We start from the raw sequence: 17,772 nt of genomic DNA on the forward strand, positions 1-17,772 counted from the left end.
CTGAACAAGGAGCAGGCAATGACCAACCCAAGCGCAGGCGCCCGGCTGCGGGCACTGATCCAGCGCGGCAGCATCGCCGTCGCGCCCGGCTGCTACGACGGCCTCACCGCGCGCCTGGTCGAGCAGGCCGGGTTCGAGGCAGCCTACATGTCCGGCCTGTGCGTGGCCGCCACGCTGGGCGAGCCGGACGTCGGCGCGATCAGCGTGGACGCGATGGTCGAGCGGGCCCGGATCATCGCGCAGTCCACCTCGCTGCCGCTGATCGTCGACGCCGACAGCGGCTACGGCGGCGCCTACAACGTGTTCCGCGCCACGCGCGCGTTCGAGGCGGCCGGCGCGGCGGCGCTCCATCTCGAAGACCAGCCGTTCCCGAAGAAATGCGCGGCGATGCCGGGCAAGACGCTGGTCGGCGCCGCCGAGATGGTGGCGCGCATCCGCGTGGCGCTGGAAGCGCGCACCGACCCCGATTTCATGATCATCGCGCGCACCGATGCGTTCGCGGTCGAAGGTCTCGACGCGGCCATCGCGCGCGCGCAGGTCTACGAGCAGGCCGGCGCCGACGCCACCATCATCATGTCGGTGGCCGCCGAGGCCGACATGGCGCGCATCACCGCGAGCCTGAAGAAGCCGACCATCGTCATGATGGTGGAGAACCTGCGCCCGCTGGTGCCGGCCGCGCGGCTGCAGGCGATCGGCTATCCGCTGGTGGTCTATCCGGTGTCGCTGCTGCAGGGGCAGGTGCACGCGCAGGCCCGCATGCTGGCCGCGCTGCGCGAGGACGGCAGCACCGCCGCGAGCGCGGCTGCGGCGGTCACGCTGGGCGACATCGCCGGCCATCTCGACCTGCCGCGCGCCAGCCGCGTGGATGCGGACTACGCGCGGTACGTGGCGCAGGCCCGCGACGGAGTCGCCGCGCAATGAGCCGCCCGTCGCTGACCGTGGCCGAGAAGATCCTGGCGCGCGCCGCCGGCCTCGGCGCCGTGCGCGCCGGCGACGTGGTGTGGGCGGTGCCCGACCTGATCGTCGCCCACGACCTCAACTACCACCGCCACCGCAAGATGCTGGACGGGCTCGGCTACGCGAACCTGGCCGCGCCCGGGAAGGTCTTCGTCACCATCGACCACACCACCAACTCGGCCGCGCCCGGGCACCTGGAAGCGCACGCCTTCATGCGCGGCGATGCGCGCGCGCAGGGCGTGGGCTGGTTCCTCGACACCGGCCGGCACGGCATCAGCCACAACGCGCCGCTGGACTTCGGCATCGTCAGGCCCGGCATGCTGGTGGTGGCCGCCGACACGCGCGCGCCGGCGCTCGGCTGCGCCGGCGCGCTCGGCGTGGCGCTGGGGCTGAGCGTCACGCTGGCGCTGGCCACCGGCAAGGTGTGGCTGCGCGTGCCCGAGACCATCCGCGTGCGCCTGTCGGGGCCGGTGCGCGCCGGCGTGATGAGCCGCGACGTGGGCCAGTGGGTGGCGGCGGCCATCGGCGCGGAGCGCGGCGACTACCGCTGCATCGAGTTCCACGGCAGCTACGTCGACGCGCTCGGCGAGGACGAGCGCCACACGCTGTGCAACGCGATGGTGGACATCGGCGTCAAGGCCGCGGTGTGCCCGGCCACCGATGCGCACGGCGTGCGCTGGGCCAGCGATCCCGGCGCGCGCTTCGCCGAGGACATTGCCTTCGACGTCTCCGGGCTGGACCTGCAGGTGTGCCTGCCGCCCGACCCGCAGCACACCGTGCCGCTGGCGCGGGCGGCCGGCGTGCCGATCACCTCGGCCTTCATCGGCTCGTGCATCGGCGGCAAGATGGAAGACCTGCGCGCGGCGGCGGCGGTGCTGGCCGGGCGGCGCGTGCATGCGGGCGTGCGGCTGACCGTGATCGCCGCGACCCAGGCGATCTACCAGCAGGCCATGCGCGAGGGGCTGCTGGCCATTCTCTCGGCGGCCGGCGCGGAGATCTCCGCCGGCATCTGCGGGCCGTGCTACGGCACCTACGCGCCGCTCGGCGACAACGACGTTTCCATCTGCACCGCCACGCGCAACGACCACGGCCGGCTCGGCAGCGAGCGCGCGCCGGTGTACCTTGCCAACGCCGCGGTGGTGGCGGCATCCGCCGTGATGGGCCGCATCGCGGCGCCGGCCGAACTGACCCGGGAGGCAGCATGACCACGACATCCGGCGGCACGCTGGTGCAGCGCGGCCGCGTATGGCGCTTCGGCGACGACGTGCTCAACGACGGCCAGATCATGGACATCGAGATGACCCGCCAGGTGGTGTACGACCCGGCGCGGCTGGCGCCGCTGGCCATGTGCGGGCTCGACAAGGACTTCGCCGGGCTGGCGCGGCATGGCGATTTCGTGGTGGCCGGGCGCAACTTCGGCAAGGGGCCGATGCACATCCAGGGGCCGCTCGCGCTGGGCGCGCTCGGCGTCTCGGTGCTGGCCGAGTCGATGGCGCGCTCGTTCTTCCGGCTGGCCGTGTCGGTGGGCCTGAAGACGCTGCCGTTCGCCGCCGGCATCACGGCCTTCGCCGGGCAGGGCGACGACATCGAGGTCGATTTCATCAGCGGCGAAGTGCTCAACCACACACGCGGCACGCGCGGCGGCTTCGGCGCCATGTCGCCGGCGCTGGTGGAGATCGTGCGCGCCGGCGGCGAGCAGGCCTGGCTGAAGGCGCAGGCGGGCGCCTGAACGCGCGGGCCGGCGGCGTTCCGGGGGGCGGCGTAGCGCCGCCGCCACCCCGGCTGGTTTCCAATTGTTACATCGCGGAACGAAGGGCCCCGGCCCTCGGTCTTCTTCCTTTAGGCGCGAAGCCGCAAGCCCGTTTCGAAGGCACGCCGGCCGCGCGGGAGGAATCTGCCGTGTCCCTGGATATAGAACTGATCCGCCAGTTCTTGCTGGCCCATGCCGAAACCATCCTGACCTGGCTGGTGGCCGGGCTGGCGATGATGTTGCTGGCGCGTTTCGAGCTGCGGCGCGCGGTGCGCCGCTCGGCCATCGCCATGTCCGAGTCGGTGGCCACCACGGTGGCGGCCTGCGTGCCGGAGATCGCGCATGCCGCGCAGAGCGGCGGCGCGGGCGCGGCACCCCAGCCCGAGCCGGTGGAGCTGCAGCGCGCCGAGGCGCTGCGCCGGGTCGCGCTCGATACCGTCGGCACCGTGATGGCGCGCGGGCGCTGGCTGGAAGACCTGGGCAACCTGCGCGTGGCCGACGACGCGCTGCTGCCGGGCGGCCGGGCCGGCGGCGCCGATCCGCTGCTGGTGGTGGCGCCGCAGCCGGTGGTGCAGGCCTACCTGGCGGCGCAGCGCAGTTTCGAGGAGCATGCCGCGCAACTGCGCGACGAGCGCCGCGAGGCCATGCGGCTGGCCGACGCGCTGCAGGCGCTGGCCGACGAGGCCGCCCACGTCGAGCAGGAAACCACCAGCATCGTGATGCGCTTCGAGCAGGCCAACGCGCAGGCCGGGCAGGGCGTGGAGCCCGGCGACTACCACCGCTTCCTGATCCAGAAGTACAACGCGCTGGGCGTGCGCGAGAAGGAGATCGGGCAGGAATGCACGCAGCTCCATGCGCAGGCGCGGCAGGCCGCCGACCGCCTCGCCGCGCATGCCAACGCGGCCTCGCGCGACTACACGCAGGCGCTCACGCCGCTGATGCAGCAGCTGCGCGCGGCGTGGGGCCACGGCGACTCGCCGGGCGTGTTCGAGACCTGGCTGCGCGAGGCGCCGGCCCATCCATCCGCCGAGCCGCCCGCCGAGCCGCCGTCCCAGTCCAGCGTGCACGCCGCCTGAGTACCGGGCGGGACCGCGCCGAAGCCTTCCGTGAACCACGGCGCCACCGTGTTTTCCCGTGGCGGCCGCGTCCATCTGCGGTAAGCTTGGGGTCGTTGCCCGCCCCCATCCCATGCCCTACAAGATTCCTCAATCCGTGCTGGTCGTGATCCATACGCCGGACCTGCAAGTGCTGTTGCTGGAGCGCGCCGACCGGCCCGGTTACTGGCAGTCCGTCACCGGCAGCCTGGATGCGCCCGACGAGCCGCTGGCCATGACCGCCGCGCGCGAGGTGGCCGAGGAAACCGGCCTCGTCGCCGCCGAGCACCGGCTCGAAGACTGGCAGCACACCCTCGACTACGAAATCTACCCGCAGTGGCGCCACCGCTACGCCCCCGGCGTGACGCGCAACACCGAGCACTGGTTCGGCCTGCGCGTGGCGCGCCCGGTGCCGGTGACGCTGGCGCCGCGCGAACACCTGCAATGGCAGTGGCTGCCGTGGCGCGAAGCCGCCGCGCGCTGCTTTTCGAGCAGCAACGCGCAAGCCGTGCTGCAACTGGACTGGCGCGTGCAGGGCCTGCGCGCGCCGCGTGGAGCCGATTCATGAGATTGCGTGTGGTCACCTACAACATCCACAAGGGCGTGACCGGCATCGCGCGCAAGCCGCGCATCCAGAACGTGCGCACCGGCCTGCATACGGTCGATGCCGACATCGTGTTCCTGCAGGAAGTGCAGGACCGCAACGACCGCCTGGTGGCCGCCGAGCTGTTCGACGCCGACCACACCCAGCTCAACTACCTCGCCACCGACGCCTATCCGCACTCGGTGTACGGGCGCAACGCGGTGTACGACCACGGCCACCACGGCAACGCGATCCTGTCGCGCCACCCGATCCTGATGTCGGAGAACCTCGACATCTCCGACCACCGCTTCGAGCAGCGCGGCCTGCTGCACGCGGTGGCGGACATGAACGGCACCGAGGCGCACCTGATCTGCGTGCATTTCGGCCTGTTCGCGCGCAGCCGCGCGCGCCAGGCCGAGGCGCTGGTCAAGCGCGTGCGCGACGTGGTGCCGGCCGAGGCGCCGCTGGTCATCGCCGGCGACTTCAACGACTGGAACCACCGGCTGGACAACCTGATCTGCTCCACGCTGGGCGCCACCGAGGTGTCCCACGCCGGCGGCGCGCGCCTGCACACGTTCCCGAGCCACATGCCGTGGTGGCAGCTCGACCGCATCTACGTGCGCGGCTTCGAGATCGAGCGCGCCAGCGCGCTGACCGGGCGCGACTGGGCGCAGCGCTCCGACCACGTGCCGCTGATGGCGGAGCTGGCCCGCATCGCGGTGCCGGAGCGGCCGCTCGCGCGCACCGACGGCGGCGGCGCCTGACGGCGCGCGAGGCCGCCGTTCGTTTTTTCCCGGGAAGCGCGTTGCCCTGCCGTGGTGCCGCAGGCGGTTCAGGCCGCGGCGGCCAGGCTTATTGTGCCTGGCGAGTCCCGCAGGCCGGGCTGGCCTGCGCGAGCACCAGCGCGGCGATGGCGTCCAGGTCGGCCAGGTCCAGCACCGGCAGCGCGGTGGCCGCCGCCACTGTCCGCGGCTCGTCGGTGGCCACGGCCACCACGCCGGGCAGGCCGGCCCACAGCGGTGGGCGGCCCAGCGCGGGGCGGTAGACCTCCAGCTTGGGGAAGCTGCTGCGCTTGTAGCCTTCCACCAGCACCAGGTCGGTGGCGGCGGGCAGCACGGCGAGCGCGTCGGCCAGTTCGGGCGAGGGTTCGGTTTCCGGGTAGTGGCGCATCAGCGTCAGGTGGCGCGCCCCGACCAGCACCACGTTGGCGCAGCCGGCCTCGCGCATGCGCCAGGAATCCTTGCCGGGCGTGTCGGGGTCGAAGCCGTGGTGGGTATGCTTGACGCCGGCCACGCGCAGGCCGGCGGCAACGAAATGCGGGATCAGCCGGTCCAGCAGCGTGGTCTTGCCGCTGCCGGACGAGCCGGAAATGCCGAAAACCTTCACGATATGGGGGCGCGTGGCGGGATAAAGCGCCGAAGATAGCAGAGAACGGCGCGCGCGGCGCGGCGCGTGCGCGGCGCGGAACATGCGCATGACACCGGCGTGCCTGATAATGTGCCCCATGCCGCCGCTTTCGCCCCCGCATCCGCACGCCTGCCCGGTGCCGCCGTCCCGCGCCGGCATCGCCGCGCTGCGCGACGACGCCGATGCCGATGCGGGCGCGCCGCCGCAGGCGCCGCGCCGGGCCGGCCCGCTGCGTTCCGAGTGGCGCCGCGGCAAGCCGCTCGGCGGCAATGCCGTGCGGCTGCTGCGCGGCGGCGCCGAGTTCTTCCCGGCGCTGATCGCCGCCATCGACCGCGCGGTGTTCTCGGTCTCGCTGGAAACCTATATCTACGCCGACGACGAGGTCGGCGCGGCCGTGACCGGCGCGCTGGTGCGCGCGGCCGCGCGCGGCGTGACCGTGCGGCTGGTGGTGGACGGCTTCGGCGCCGGCGACATGCCGGCCGCGCTGGCCGCGCGCCTGCGCGACGGCGGCGTGGCGCTCAAGGTGTTCCGCCCGCTGCGCGGCTTTCGCCTGGCGCGGCGCAACCTGCGCCGGCTGCACCGCAAGCTCGCCGTGATCGACCAGCAGGTCGGTTTCGTCGGCGGCATCAACATCATCGACGACCACAACCACGGCCCGTTCGAGAGCGCCGGCCTGGGCCCGCGCTACGACTTCGCCGTGGAGGTGCGCGGCCCGCTGGTCGGCCAGATCGCGCTGAGCGCGGAGCGCCTGTGGTGGCAGCTCACGCTGCGCGGCGAGATGCGCAGCGTCGGCCTGGCCGGGGTGGCGGCTGAATTCCCGCTCATCACCGACCTGCCGCTGCCGCGCCAGGACGCGGCCGGCGGCATGCGCGCCGCGCTGCTGCTGCGCGACAACCTGCGCAACCGCCGCGCCATCGAGCGCCAGTACCTGCAGGCGCTGGGCAGCGCGCGACGCGAGGTCATCATCGCCAATGCGTATTTCCTGCCCGGCTACAAGATGCGCCGCGCGCTGCTGGCCTGCCGCGAGCGCGGCGTGCGGGTGCGCCTGCTGCTGCAGGGCATGGTCGAGTACCGGCTCCAGCACTACGCCACGCATGCGCTCTACGCCACCCTGCTGGCCGCCGGCGTGGAGATCCACGAATATGCCGACAGCTTCCTGCACGCCAAGGTGGCGGTGGTGGACGATGCCTGGGCCACGGTCGGCTCCAGTAATATGGATCCCTTCAGCCTGCTGCTCGCGCGCGAGGCCAACGTCGCGGTCTACGACGCCGGTTTCTGCGCCGGCCTGCGCCAGGAGCTGGAGCGCGCCATCGCCACGCGCAGCAGCGAGGTCAAGGCCGCCACCCACGCGCGCCGCTCCGCGCTGCGCCGCCTGGGTAGCTGGGCCGCGTACATGGTGCTGCGCATCGGCGTGGTGGTGGCGGGGGTGACGGGGCGCTACTGACGCGGCCGGCCAGCCGCCTGCTGCTCTGCGGTGGCGGCGGCGCAGCGAAGCGCGGGCGCGGCGCGGCGTCGCCATGCCCCGGCTTGTTGCGCCGCACCGAACCCGGCCGCTGCGTTTAGAAACGCCGGTCTAATTAAATGCTTGCCGCCGCGGGGCGCCATCACAATAATCTGAACGACCGTTCTTTTTTGCCTTAGACTGCGTGCATTCGCGTCTGCCGGGCAGCGCCTTTCAGGGCCGCCGGGCAGCGTAAATCAGCATTACGTCAGGGTCATTGCGCGGCCGCGAACAGGAATCGCACCGCCAAGAACGGAGAAAAATCATGCGACACCAGTCTGCCCGTCTCGAATCCGCCGCTTCCGCGTCCCCCGCGCCCATGCGCAAGGGGGAAATGACGCGCGTGGCGATTCTGGATGCCGCGCTGGAACTGTCGTCCCGCGACGGGCTCGAGGGTTTGACCATCGGGCTGCTCGCGGAACGCATGCAGATGAGCAAGAGCGGCGTGTTCGCGCATTTCGGTTCGCGCGAGGACCTGCAGGTGGAAGTGGTGCGCGAGTATCACCGGCGTTTCGAGCAGGAGGTGTTCTACCCCTCGCTGCACGAGCCGCGCGGGCTGCCCCGGCTGCAATCCATGGTGCGGCGCTGGATGGAAAAACGCATCCAGGAAGTGACCACGGGCTGCATCTACATCAGCGGGGCGGTGGAATACGACGACCGCGCGGAAAGCCCGGTGCGTGACGAGCTGGTCAAGAGCGTCACCATCTGGCGCGCCGCGCTCACGCGCGCCATCGACCAGGCCAAGGAAGAGGGGCACCTGCGCGCGGACTGCGATCCGCGCCTGATGCTGTTCGAGATGTACAGCCTTGAGCTAGGCTTGCATCATGACGCCCGCTTCCTGCGCCTGCCCGCCAGCGCCGAGCTTGCGATGGTCGCGCTCAACAAGTTGATCCAGTCTTACCGAACCTGACGCCGCGTGGCGTTCCGTGCCGGGATCGTGCACGGGCGGCGTGGCGGCTTTACAGATACCTCCAAGGAGTCTTTGATGGGCCAGTACACCGCACCGTTGCGCGACATGCAGTTCGTGCTCCATGAATTGCTCGGCGTGGAAGCCGAACTCAAGGCGCTGCCGAAGCACGCCGACGTCGACGCGGAGACCATCAACCAGGTGCTCGAGGAGGCCGGCAAGTTCTGCTCCGAGGTGGTGTTCCCGCTCAACCAGAGCGGCGACCGCGAAGGCTGCACCTATGTCGGCGACGGCGTGGTGACGGCGCCCAAGGGCTTCAGGGAAGCCTACCGCCAGTACGTGGAAGCCGGCTGGCCGGCGCTGGGCTGCGACCCCGAATACGGCGGCCAGGGCCTGCCCATCCTGGTCAACAACGCGCTGTTCGAGATGCTGAACTCGGCCAGCCAGGCGTGGACCATGTACCCCGGCCTGTCGCACGGCGCCTACGAGGCGCTGCACGCGCACGGCACGCCCGAACTGCAGCAGACCTACCTGCCCAAGCTGGTGTCCGGCGAGTGGACCGGCACCATGTGCCTGACCGAGCCGCACTGCGGCACCGACCTCGGCATCCTGCGCAGCAAGGCCGAGCCGCAGGCCGACGGCGCATACCGCATCACCGGCACCAAGATCTTCATCTCGGCCGGCGAGCACGACCTCTCCGACAACATCATCCACCTGGTGCTGGCGCGCCTGCCGGACGCGCCGCAGGGCACCAAGGGCATCTCGCTGTTCGTGGTGCCCAAGTTCATCCCGGACGCGGCCGGCAACCCCGGCGAGCGCAACGGCATCAAGTGCGGCTCGATCGAGCACAAGATGGGCATCCACGGCAACGCCACCTGCGTGATGAACCTGGACGGCGCGCGCGGCTGGATGGTGGGCGAGCCCAACAAGGGCCTCAACGCCATGTTCGTGATGATGAACGCGGCGCGCCTGGGCGTGGGCATGCAGGGCCTGGGCCTGACCGAGGTGGCGTACCAGAACTCGCTGGCCTACGCCAAGGACCGCCTGCAGATGCGCGCGCTGACCGGCCCCAAGGCGCCGGACAAGCCGGCCGACCCGATCATCGTGCACCCCGACGTGCGCCGCATGCTGCTGACGCAGAAGGCCTACGCCGAAGGCGGCCGCGCGTTCAGCTACTGGACCGCGCTGCAGATCGACCGCGAGCTGTCGCACCCGGACGAAGCCGTGCGCAAGGAGGCCGGCGACCTGGTGGCGCTGCTCACGCCGGTGATCAAGGCGTTCCTGACCGACAACGCCTTCACCGCCACCAACGAAGGCATGCAGGTGTTCGGCGGCCACGGCTACATCGCCGAGTGGGGCATGGAGCAGTACGTGCGCGACGCCCGCATCAACATGATCTACGAAGGCACCAACACCATCCAGGCGCTGGACCTGCTGGGCCGCAAGATCCTCGGCGACATGGGCGCCAAGCTCAAGGCCTTCGGCAAGATCGTGCAGGCGTTCGTCGAGCAGGAGGGCACCAGTGAAGCCATGCAGGAGTTCGTCAACCCGCTGGCCGACCTGGGCGACAAGGTGCAGAAGCTGACCATGGAAATCGGCATGAAGGCGATGGCCAACCCCGACGAGGTCGGCGCCGCCGCGGTGCCTTACCTGCGCGTGGTGGGCCACCTGGTGTTCTCGTACTTCTGGGCGCGCATGGCCCGCATCGCGCTGGACAAGGAAGCCGGCGGCGACAAGTTCTACGCCAGCAAGCTGGCCACGGCCCGCTTCTACTTCGCCCGGCTGCTGCCGGAGACCGCCGCCGAGATCCGCAAGGCGCGCGCCGGCTCGGCCAGCCTGATGGCGCTGGACGCGGATCTGTTCTGATCTTCGCGGTTGCCATTGCGCGTGCGCTTCCGGCGATGCGGCAGGTTGGCTCCCCTCTCCCATGCAATGGGAGAGGGGCCGGGGGAGAGGGCCGGCGGTTCGACAGGCGACGTCGCCTGAACGAGCGCCCGCCCTCTCCCCCAACCCCTCTCCCGCAAGCGGGAGAGGGGAGCCAGCCGCCAGCATGACCGGACGCACGCGGACAACCCCTTCTCTTCTCAACGCTCACTTCTCCTAGGAGCGCGCATGTCCAATTTCATCGTCAAGAAGGTCGCCGTGCTGGGTGCCGGCGTCATGGGGGCGCAGATCGCGGCGCATCTCGTCAACGCCCGCGTGCCGGTGGTGCTGTTCGACCTGCCTGCGAAGGAAGGCCCGAAGAACGGCATTTCGCTCAAGGCCGTCGAGAACCTCAGGAAGCTGTCGCCGGCACCGCTCGGCATCAAGGAAGACGCCGCGCTGATCCGGGTCGCCAACTACGAGGACGACATCGGCCTGCTCAAGGAATGCGACCTCGTGATCGAGGCGATCGCCGAGCGCATGGACTGGAAGCACGACCTGTACAAGAAGGTCGCGCCGTATCTCGCGCCGCACGCGATCTTCGCCACCAATACCTCGGGCCTGTCGATCACCGCGCTGTCGGATGGCTTCGACGCGGACCTCAAGTCGCGCTTCTGCGGCGTGCACTTCTTCAACCCGCCGCGCTACATGCATCTGGTCGAGCTGATCCCGACCGCCGCCACGCAGCCGGCCATCCTGGACCGCCTGGAAACGTTCCTCACTTCCACGCTCGGCAAGGGCGTGGTGCGCGCCAGGGACACGCCCAACTTCATCGCCAACCGCGTCGGCATCTTCTCGATCCTGGCGGTGTTCGCCGAGGCCGAGAAGTACGGCATCCCGTTCGACGTGGTGGACGACCTGACCGGCGCCAAGCTGGGCCGCGCCAAGTCCGCCACCTTCCGCACCGCCGACGTGGTGGGCTTGGACACGATGGCCCACGTCATCAAGACCATGCAGGACACGCTGCGGGACGACCCGTTCGCGCCGGTCTACAAGACGCCGGCCGTGCTCAAGGGGCTGGTGGACGCGGGCGCGCTGGGGCAGAAGACCGGCGCCGGCTTCTACAAGAAGGAAGGCAAGGCCATCAAGGTGCTAGACCCGAAGACCGGCCAGTACGTCGACGCCGGCAAGAAGGCCGACGAGATCGTGGTGCGCATGCTGAAGAAGGAGCCGGCCGAGCGCATCAAGCTGCTGCGCGAGTCAACCAACCCGCAGGCGCAGTTCCTGTGGGCGGTGTTCCGCGACGTGTTCCACTACATCGCCGTGTATCTCGAGCAGATCGCCGGCTCGGCCGCCGACATCGACCTGGCGATCCGCTGGGGCTTCGGCTGGAATTCCGGTCCGTTCGAGGACTGGCAGGCGGCAGGATGGAAGCAGGTGGCCGACTGGGTGAAGGAAGACGTGGATGCGGGCAAGGCGCTGGCGAAGGTCGCGCTGCCGGCATGGGTGTTCTCCGGCCCCGTGGCCGAGGCCCAGGGCGTGCATGGCGCGCAGGGCTCGTGGTCGCCCGCGGCCAACGCCTTCGTCAAGCGAGCCGAGCTGCCTGTCTATCAGCGCCAGGTGTTCCGCGCCGCCCTGAAGGGCACGGCCGCGGCCGATCCGCGCAAGGGCGGCCGCACCGTGGAGGAGAACGACGCGGTGCGCATCTGGGTGAGCGAAGGCCAGGACGACGTGCTGGTGGTCTCGTTCAAGAGCAAGATGAACACCATCGGGCCGGACGTGATCGCCGGCCTCACGCGCGCGGTCGACCTCGCCGAGGCCGGGTACAAGGGCCTGGTGGTGTGGCAGCCGACCTCGCTGCAACTGGGCGCGCCGGGCGGCCCGTTCTCCGCGGGCGCCAACCTGGAAGCCGCGATGCCGGCCTTCATGATGGGCGGCGCCAAGGGCATCGAGCCCTTCGTCAAGACGTTCCAGGACGGCATGATGCGCGTGAAGTACAGCGCCGTGCCGGTGGTGGCGGCGGCGTCCGGCATCGCGCTGGGCGGCGGCTGCGAGCTGATGCTGCATTCGGCGGCGCGCGTGGCCGCGCTGGAGACCTACGTCGGCCTGGTGGAGGTGGGCGTCGGGCTGGTGCCGTCCGGCGGCGGGCTGAAGGAGGCGGTGCTGGCCGCGGCGCGCGCGGCGCAGGCCGCCGGCAGCACCAACTACCTGCAGTTCGTCACCGGCCGCTTCCAGAGCGCGGCCACGGCCAAGGTCTCGGCCTCGGCGCTGGAGGCGCGCGCGATGGGCTACCTGCAGCCGTCGGACGCCATCGTCTTCAACGTGCACGAGCTGCTGCACGTGGCGCAGAACACCGTGCGCGCGCTGGCCGATGCCGGCTACCGCGCGCCGCTGCCGGCGCTGGTGCCGGTGGCGGGCCGCTCGGGCATCGCCACCATCAAGGCGCAGCTGGCCAACATGCGCGACGGCGGCTTCATCTCCGCGCACGACTTCCTGATCGCCAGCCGCATCGCCGAGGTGGTGTGCGGCGGCGACGTGGAGGCCGGCTCGCTGGTCAGCGAGGAATGGCTGCTGGCGCTGGAGCGCCGCGCCTTTGTCGATCTGCTCGGCACGGGCAAGACCCAGGAACGCATCATGGGCATGCTGCAGACCGGCAAGCCGGTGCGCAACTAAGGCAAGCGAGGAACCGACATCATGAAACAACTGCAAGACGCATACATCGTTGCCGCGACCCGCACGCCGATCGGCAAGGCGCCCAAGGGCGCGTTCAGGAACACCCGGCCGGACGACCTGCTGGCCACCATCCTGCGCGCGGCCGTGGCGCAGGTGCCCGGGCTCGATCCCGCGCTGATCGAGGACGCCATCGTCGGCTGCGCGATTCCCGAGGCCCAGCAGGGCCTGAACGTGGCGCGCATCGGCGCGCTGCTGTCGGGCCTGCCGGTCAGCGTGGGCGGCATCACGGTCAACCGCTTCTGCGCCTCGGGCCTGTCGGCGGTGGCGATGGCGGCCGACCGCATCCGCGTGGGCGAGTCCGACGTGATGATCGCCGCCGGCGTGGAGTCGATGAGCATGGTGCCGATGATGGGCAACTCGCCGTCGATGTCGCCGTCGATCTTCGCGCGCGACGAGAACATCGGCATTGCCTACGGCATGGGCCTGACCGCCGAGAAGGTGGCCAGTCAGTGGCAGGTCAGCCGCGAGGACCAGGATGCGTTCTCGCTGGCCTCGCACCAGAAGGCGATCCGCGCGCAGCAGGCCGGCGAGTTCGCCGACGAGATCACGCCGGTGGAGATCGTGGAGAAATTCCCCGACCTCGCCACCGGGCAGGTCGACGTCAAGACGCGCACCATCGCGCTCGACGAAGGCCCGCGCCCGGAGACCTCGCTCGAAGGGCTGGCCCGGCTGCGCCCGGTATTCGCCAGCAAGGGCAGCGTCACCGCCGGCAACAGCTCGCAGACCTCGGACGGCGCCGGCGCGCTGATCCTGGTCTCGGAGAAGATCCTCAAGCAGTTCAACCTGGTGCCGCTGGCGCGCTTCGTCTCGTTCGCGGTGCGCGGCGTGCCGCCCGAGATCATGGGCATCGGCCCCAAGGAAGCGATTCCGGCCGCGCTCAAGGCGGCGGGCCTGACCCAGGACCGGATCGACTGGATCGAGCTCAACGAAGCCTTCGCCGCGCAGGCGCTGGCGGTGACGCGCGACCTCGGCCTGGACCCGGACAAGGTCAACCGCATGGGCGGCGCCATCGCGCTGGGCCACCCGCTCGGCGCCACCGGCGCGATCCGCTCGGCCACCGTGGTGCACGCGCTGCGCCGCCACGACCTGAAGTACGGCATGGTGACGATGTGCGTGGGCACCGGCATGGGCGCGGCGGGGATCTTCGAGCGCGTCTGAACGCGCCGCGGGCGACGTAGTCGAGACGGGCCACGGAACACGGACTCGCGCCGTGCCGCCGTGGCCCGTCTTGCCATTCTTCCGGCCCGTTGCGCGACCGGGCCGGCCAGCAAGGAGCGGACATTCCATGAGCATTCTCACCACCATCGGGCAGGGCATCCTGACCATCGAGTTCGACCGGCTCGACAAGAAGAACGCCATCACCGCGGCGATGTACCAGGCGATGGCCGACGCGCTGCGCGCGGCCGAGACCGACCCGGCCGTGCGCGTGGTGCTGCTGCGCGGCAAGCCCGAGGTCTTCACCGCCGGCAACGACCTCGACGACTTCATGAAGCGCCCGCCCACCGGCGGCGAAGGCGAGCCGCCGGCGCCGGTGTTCCAGTTCCTGCAGCAGATCAGCCAGGCCGGCAAGCCGCTGGTGGCCGCGGTGAGCGGGCCGGCTGTCGGCGTGGGCACCACCATGCTGCTGCATTGCGACCTGGTCTACGCCTCCGAGACGGCGCGGCTGTCGCTGCCGTTCGCGCAGCTCGGGCTGTGCCCGGAAGCGGCCTCGAGCCTGTTGCTGCCGCGCCTGCTGGGCTACCAGCGCGCCGCGGAAAAGCTGCTGCTGGGCGAAGCCTTCGGCGCGCACGAAGCGCAGCAGATCGGGCTGGTCACGCGCGTGCTGCCGGTGGCCGAGCTGCACGAGTTCGCGTTGCAGCAGGCGCGCAAGCTGGCCGCGCTGCCGGCCTCGTCGCTGCGCGCGACCAAGCGCCTGATGAAGGGCGGCGACATGGCCGCGGTGCAGGCGCGGATGCAGGAGGAAGGCGAGACGTTCCGGCGCATGCTGCAGGCGCCGGAGGCGAAGGAGGCCTTCACCGCGTTCTTCGAGAAGCGCCGCCCGGATTTCTCGCGCTTCGACTGACGCGTCAGAACGAGTAGACCGCGCTCAGGACGGCGGCGCGGCCGTCGCCGTATTCGAGCGCCGACGAGCGCGAGGCGCTGCCCAGCGACTGCCGCACCCGCTCCACGTAGGCCTTGTTGAACAGGTTGTCGACGTTCAGCTGGAACCGGAGGCGCTTGTTCGGCGCATAGCCGAGCATGGCGTTGTGCACCAAATAGCTGCCGAGCTTGCCGTCGCCGGCCGAGGTCACGTTGCGCCTGCCGACGTAGCGCGCGCCGTAGCCGAGCGTCCAGCCGGCCGCAAGCTGGTAGGTGGTCCACAAGCTGAGCGAATGCGCCGGCGTGTTGGCCAGCGCCTTGCCTTCGCGCGCGGGCGCGAGAGGCGACCGGCGCGTCGCGCTGTTCAGGTAGGTGTAGCTGGCCAGCAGGTCCCATTGCGGCGTCAGCTTGCCGGCCGCGCCCAGTTCCACGCCGCGCACGCGCTGCTTGCCCGCCAGCGCGTAGCTGCCGTCGGCCAGCCGTTCGCGCGCATTGTTCTTGTCGACCTGGAACAGCGCCGCGTTCACGCTCAGGCGCCGCGCCAGGAATTCCCATTTGGTGCCGGCCTCGAAGGTCCTGTTCTTTTCCGGCGCGAGCGAGGCCGTGTTCTTGTCCACGCCCGAGCCGGTGGTGACGAGATGCTCGGCGGACGGATTGAAGGCGGTGCCATAGGCGGCATAGACGCGGCCGTTGTCCGTGGGCTTGAAGACCACGCCCGCGCGCGTGCTGAGCTGGCGGTCGGCGCTGTCCGCGCGCTCGGTGGGTTTGCCCGCCGGCGTGTTTTGCGAGCTGCCGTCCATCCAGTCGTAGCGCATGCCCAGGCTCAGGTCCCAGGCCTTGCCCAGGGCGATGGTGTCGAGCGCGTAGAGCGCCTTCACGTCCAGCCAGGTCCGGTTGTAGCCGCTGTCCTGCCGGTTGGCCGGGCCGCTCCAGAAGCCGGGCGGGTTGCGCAGGTCGTAGCCGCCGGCGGGGTAGTGGCCGGAGAGATTGTAGGAATAGGTGCCGCGCTCGTAGGTCTCGCGCGAGATCTCGAAGCCGCCGACCAGCGTGTGCGCCAGCCCGAAGGTATCGAACCGGCCGGTCAGGTTGGTCTGGTTGATCCACATGGCGGTGGTCGAATCGCGGCCGTAGCCCTGCGGGCCGGCCGGCTTGTAGCGCCCGGGCGGCAGCCCGGTCTGGTCGACGTGCGAGGCCGAGATGACGGTGTCGCGGTGCAGGCGCGAGTAGCGCGTCAGGTTCTGCAGCTTGAGCCTGTCGCTGAACTCGTGTTCGAGCCGGGCGGTGATCGCGTCGGTGGTGATGTCTTCCTTGTCGAGGTTGCGCCAGCCGAAGTAGCCGTGGCGGCCCGCGCCGGCCAGCGGGTGGCCGTTGAGCGCCGGCACGCCGTAGTCGGGCAGGTTGTCGTCGCGCTGGTGGAAGTAGCTCAGGGTCAGCTGCGTGGGCGATCGCAGGCCGAACACGACCGACGGCGCGACGCCCCAGCGGCGCCGGTCGACCGGGCCGCGGCCCGGCACGTCGTTCTCGTGCGCCATCAGGTTCAGGCGCACCGCGGTCGATGCCGCGCCCCACGGCAGCACCTGGTTGGTGTCCAGCGTCAGGCGGCGGAAGTTGTCGGTGCCGAGGCCCGCGCCGGCGTGCGTGAAGCTGTCCGCCCCGGGCTGCTTGCTGATCATGTTGATGCTGCCGCCGGTGGTGCCGGCGCCGCCGAACACCGAGTTCGGCCCCTTGATGACCTCGACCGCCTCCAGGTTGAACAGGTCGCTGCGGTTGTTCTGGCCGCTGTCGCGCAGGCCGTCGATCTGCATGTTGGCATTGGCGCTGAAGCCGCGGATGTTGATGCTGTCGCCCGAGCCGCCGCCGCCCTCGCCGGCGTTGAAGGTGATGCCGGAAACGTTGGACAGCACCTGCCGCAGGCTCAGCGCGTTCTGCTCCTCCATCACCTGCCGCGGCACCACCGAGATGGTCTGGGGCGTGTCCAGCAGCGGCATCGCGTACTTGGCCGAGCCCGAGGCGTCCACCTTGGCGCCCGGCAGGAGCGCTTCGCGCAGCGTGACCGTTTCCAGCTCGACGTGCCGGCCTCGCCGTTCGCGGTCCTCGGCCAGGACCGGCGCGGCGCAGGCCGCCATCGCCAGCACGGTGCAAGCCAGGGGGCGGCGCGGCGGCAGCGCGACGGATTTTATGTAGCTGCTCATTCTTTGCTCCTGAAACACGGTTGATAATCATTCGCATTTAAGGATCGAAAGACAGGCCGGGGACTCGGAAGCAGCCCAATTCACGGAGGGAAATTTCCGCTTTTCAACCGGAGAGCGTGCACCTGCCGGGTGGCCGGCCGCGCGCCGGCGGCCCGGGGCGGGCCGGGCGGCGGCATGGCGGGGGTGCTGTCGATGAGGCTGGCGGCGTGCCCGCGGGGATTCCCGCGAGGATTCAGGCGGCGGCCTGGGCGGCAGTCCGGCCGGGGAGGGCGGTCAGATCGCCGGCAGCACGCGCGGCTGCCGGCTGTCGTCGGTAGCCACGTAGGTCAGCGTGGCTTCCGTGACCTTGACGATCTCGTTGCTGTGGCGCATGCGTTGCGCGTAGACCTCCACCGACACCGTGATCGAGGTGCGGCCGGTCTTCTCGATGTCGGCGTAGAAGCTCACCAGGTCGCCGACGAAGACGGGATGCTTGAACAGGAACGAGTTGACCGCCACCGTGGCCACGCGGCCCTGGGCGCGCTCGACCGCGGGGATCGAGCCGGCCAGGTCGACCTGCGCCATGATCCAGCCGCCGAACACGTCGCCGTGCACGTTGGCGTCGGCCGGCATGGGGACGACGCGCAGCGCGGGATATTTGCCGGGCGGCAGGCAGGGGTGGTCGATGGCTTGGGTCATGATGGCTGGGGCAGAAGAGACAGGGTTG

At 70.6% G+C, this 17,772-nt stretch carries 15 protein-coding genes; 12 read left to right on the forward strand and 3 right to left on the reverse strand.

Annotation, left to right across the window (positions count from 1 at the left end; genetic code table 11):
• Positions 1 to 18: 18 nt before the first annotated feature.
• From KF708C_RS01075 to KF708C_RS01100, 6 genes are all read left to right on the forward strand, one after another.
• Positions 19 to 921 carry an isocitrate lyase/PEP mutase family protein gene (locus tag KF708C_RS01075; RefSeq protein WP_059410469.1) on the forward strand — a complete coding sequence of 301 codons (903 nt, stop codon included), beginning with the start codon at positions 19 to 21 and terminating at the stop codon, positions 919 to 921.
• A complete protein-coding gene (locus tag KF708C_RS01080) occupies positions 918 to 2,162 on the forward strand; it encodes an aconitase family protein (RefSeq protein ID WP_020203155.1) in 1,245 nt (414 codons plus the stop codon). Before KF708C_RS01075 ends, KF708C_RS01080 begins: the two co-directional genes overlap by 4 nt.
• Positions 2,159 to 2,686: a hypothetical protein gene (locus KF708C_RS01085; protein ID WP_020203156.1), complete on the forward strand. Its 528-nt coding sequence runs from the start codon at positions 2,159 to 2,161 to the stop codon at positions 2,684 to 2,686. The genes KF708C_RS01080 and KF708C_RS01085 overlap by 4 nt, the downstream gene beginning before the upstream one ends.
• Positions 2,687 to 2,856: 170 nt before the next feature.
• Positions 2,857 to 3,783: a hypothetical protein gene (locus tag KF708C_RS01090; RefSeq protein WP_059410470.1), complete on the forward strand. Its 927-nt coding sequence runs from the start codon at positions 2,857 to 2,859 to the stop codon at positions 3,781 to 3,783.
• Between the two features lie 112 nt (positions 3,784 to 3,895).
• A complete protein-coding gene (gene nudB / locus KF708C_RS01095; protein ID WP_020203158.1) occupies positions 3,896 to 4,369 on the forward strand; it encodes a dihydroneopterin triphosphate diphosphatase in 474 nt (157 codons plus the stop codon).
• Positions 4,366 to 5,148 (forward strand): endonuclease/exonuclease/phosphatase family protein, encoded by a 783-nt coding sequence (locus tag KF708C_RS01100; RefSeq protein WP_043366615.1) that lies wholly within the window; start codon positions 4,366 to 4,368, stop codon positions 5,146 to 5,148. Before nudB ends, KF708C_RS01100 begins: the two co-directional genes overlap by 4 nt.
• An 88-nt stretch (positions 5,149 to 5,236) precedes the next feature.
• Here KF708C_RS01100 and mobB read toward each other — a convergent pair whose 3' ends face one another.
• The gene (gene mobB, locus KF708C_RS01105; RefSeq protein ID WP_059410509.1) at positions 5,237 to 5,770 is read right to left on the reverse strand and encodes a molybdopterin-guanine dinucleotide biosynthesis protein B; all 534 of its coding nucleotides are present in this window, start codon (positions 5,768 to 5,770) and stop codon (positions 5,237 to 5,239) included.
• Between the two features lie 118 nt (positions 5,771 to 5,888).
• Here mobB and clsB point away from each other — a divergent pair, with 118 nt between their 5' ends.
• From clsB to KF708C_RS01135, 6 genes are all read left to right on the forward strand, one after another.
• Complete coding sequence (gene clsB / locus KF708C_RS01110) at positions 5,889 to 7,235, forward strand: cardiolipin synthase ClsB (protein ID WP_059410471.1); 1,347 nt, start codon at positions 5,889 to 5,891, stop codon at positions 7,233 to 7,235.
• 376 nt (positions 7,236 to 7,611) lie between these two features.
• Entirely contained in the window at positions 7,612 to 8,202 is a 591-nt protein-coding gene (locus tag KF708C_RS01115; protein WP_029043643.1) for a TetR/AcrR family transcriptional regulator, read from the forward strand.
• Positions 8,203 to 8,277: 75 nt separating this feature from the next.
• Positions 8,278 to 10,065 (forward strand): acyl-CoA dehydrogenase C-terminal domain-containing protein, encoded by a 1,788-nt coding sequence (locus KF708C_RS01120; protein ID WP_059410472.1) that lies wholly within the window; start codon positions 8,278 to 8,280, stop codon positions 10,063 to 10,065.
• A 246-nt stretch (positions 10,066 to 10,311) separates the two neighbouring features.
• Entirely contained in the window at positions 10,312 to 12,735 is a 2,424-nt protein-coding gene (locus KF708C_RS01125; protein ID WP_059410473.1) for a 3-hydroxyacyl-CoA dehydrogenase/enoyl-CoA hydratase family protein, read from the forward strand.
• Between the two features lie 18 nt (positions 12,736 to 12,753).
• A complete protein-coding gene (locus KF708C_RS01130) occupies positions 12,754 to 13,953 on the forward strand; it encodes an acetyl-CoA C-acyltransferase (RefSeq protein ID WP_029043644.1) in 1,200 nt (399 codons plus the stop codon).
• Positions 13,954 to 14,080: 127 nt separating this feature from the next.
• Complete coding sequence (locus KF708C_RS01135; RefSeq protein WP_020203166.1) at positions 14,081 to 14,857, forward strand: enoyl-CoA hydratase; 777 nt, start codon at positions 14,081 to 14,083, stop codon at positions 14,855 to 14,857.
• Positions 14,858 to 14,861: 4 nt separating this feature from the next.
• Here the strand turns inward: KF708C_RS01135 and KF708C_RS01140 are convergent, their stop codons facing one another.
• Complete coding sequence (locus KF708C_RS01140) at positions 14,862 to 17,066, reverse strand: TonB-dependent receptor (protein WP_059410474.1); 2,205 nt, start codon at positions 17,064 to 17,066, stop codon at positions 14,862 to 14,864.
• 273 nt (positions 17,067 to 17,339) lie between these two features.
• Entirely contained in the window at positions 17,340 to 17,744 is a 405-nt protein-coding gene (locus KF708C_RS01145) for an acyl-CoA thioesterase (RefSeq protein ID WP_020203168.1), read from the reverse strand.
• Positions 17,745 to 17,772 lie beyond the last annotated feature (28 nt).

Source organism: Cupriavidus basilensis (assembly GCF_000876015.1).
GTDB classification, from domain to species: domain Bacteria; phylum Pseudomonadota; class Gammaproteobacteria; order Burkholderiales; family Burkholderiaceae; genus Cupriavidus; species Cupriavidus basilensis_B.

What these genes read in the sequence shown, in the direction of transcription:
- KF708C_RS01075 (WP_059410469.1), top strand. Translation starts at nt 19, where the DNA reads ATGACCAACCCAAGCGCAGGCGCCCGGCTGCGGGCACTGATCCAGCGC.
- KF708C_RS01080 (WP_020203155.1), top strand. Translation starts at nt 918, where the DNA reads ATGAGCCGCCCGTCGCTGACCGTGGCCGAGAAGATCCTGGCGCGCGCC.
- KF708C_RS01085 (WP_020203156.1), top strand. Translation starts at nt 2,159, where the DNA reads ATGACCACGACATCCGGCGGCACGCTGGTGCAGCGCGGCCGCGTATGG.
- nudB (WP_020203158.1), top strand. Translation starts at nt 3,896, where the DNA reads ATGCCCTACAAGATTCCTCAATCCGTGCTGGTCGTGATCCATACGCCG.
- KF708C_RS01100 (WP_043366615.1), top strand. Translation starts at nt 4,366, where the DNA reads ATGAGATTGCGTGTGGTCACCTACAACATCCACAAGGGCGTGACCGGC.
- clsB (WP_059410471.1), top strand. Translation starts at nt 5,889, where the DNA reads ATGCCGCCGCTTTCGCCCCCGCATCCGCACGCCTGCCCGGTGCCGCCG.
- KF708C_RS01115 (WP_029043643.1), top strand. Translation starts at nt 7,612, where the DNA reads ATGCGCAAGGGGGAAATGACGCGCGTGGCGATTCTGGATGCCGCGCTG.
- KF708C_RS01120 (WP_059410472.1), top strand. Translation starts at nt 8,278, where the DNA reads ATGGGCCAGTACACCGCACCGTTGCGCGACATGCAGTTCGTGCTCCAT.
- KF708C_RS01125 (WP_059410473.1), top strand. Translation starts at nt 10,312, where the DNA reads ATGTCCAATTTCATCGTCAAGAAGGTCGCCGTGCTGGGTGCCGGCGTC.
- KF708C_RS01135 (WP_020203166.1), top strand. Translation starts at nt 14,081, where the DNA reads ATGAGCATTCTCACCACCATCGGGCAGGGCATCCTGACCATCGAGTTC.
- KF708C_RS01140 (WP_059410474.1), bottom strand. Translation starts at nt 17,066, where the DNA reads ATGAGCAGCTACATAAAATCCGTCGCGCTGCCGCCGCGCCGCCCCCTG.
- KF708C_RS01145 (WP_020203168.1), bottom strand. Translation starts at nt 17,744, where the DNA reads ATGACCCAAGCCATCGACCACCCCTGCCTGCCGCCCGGCAAATATCCC.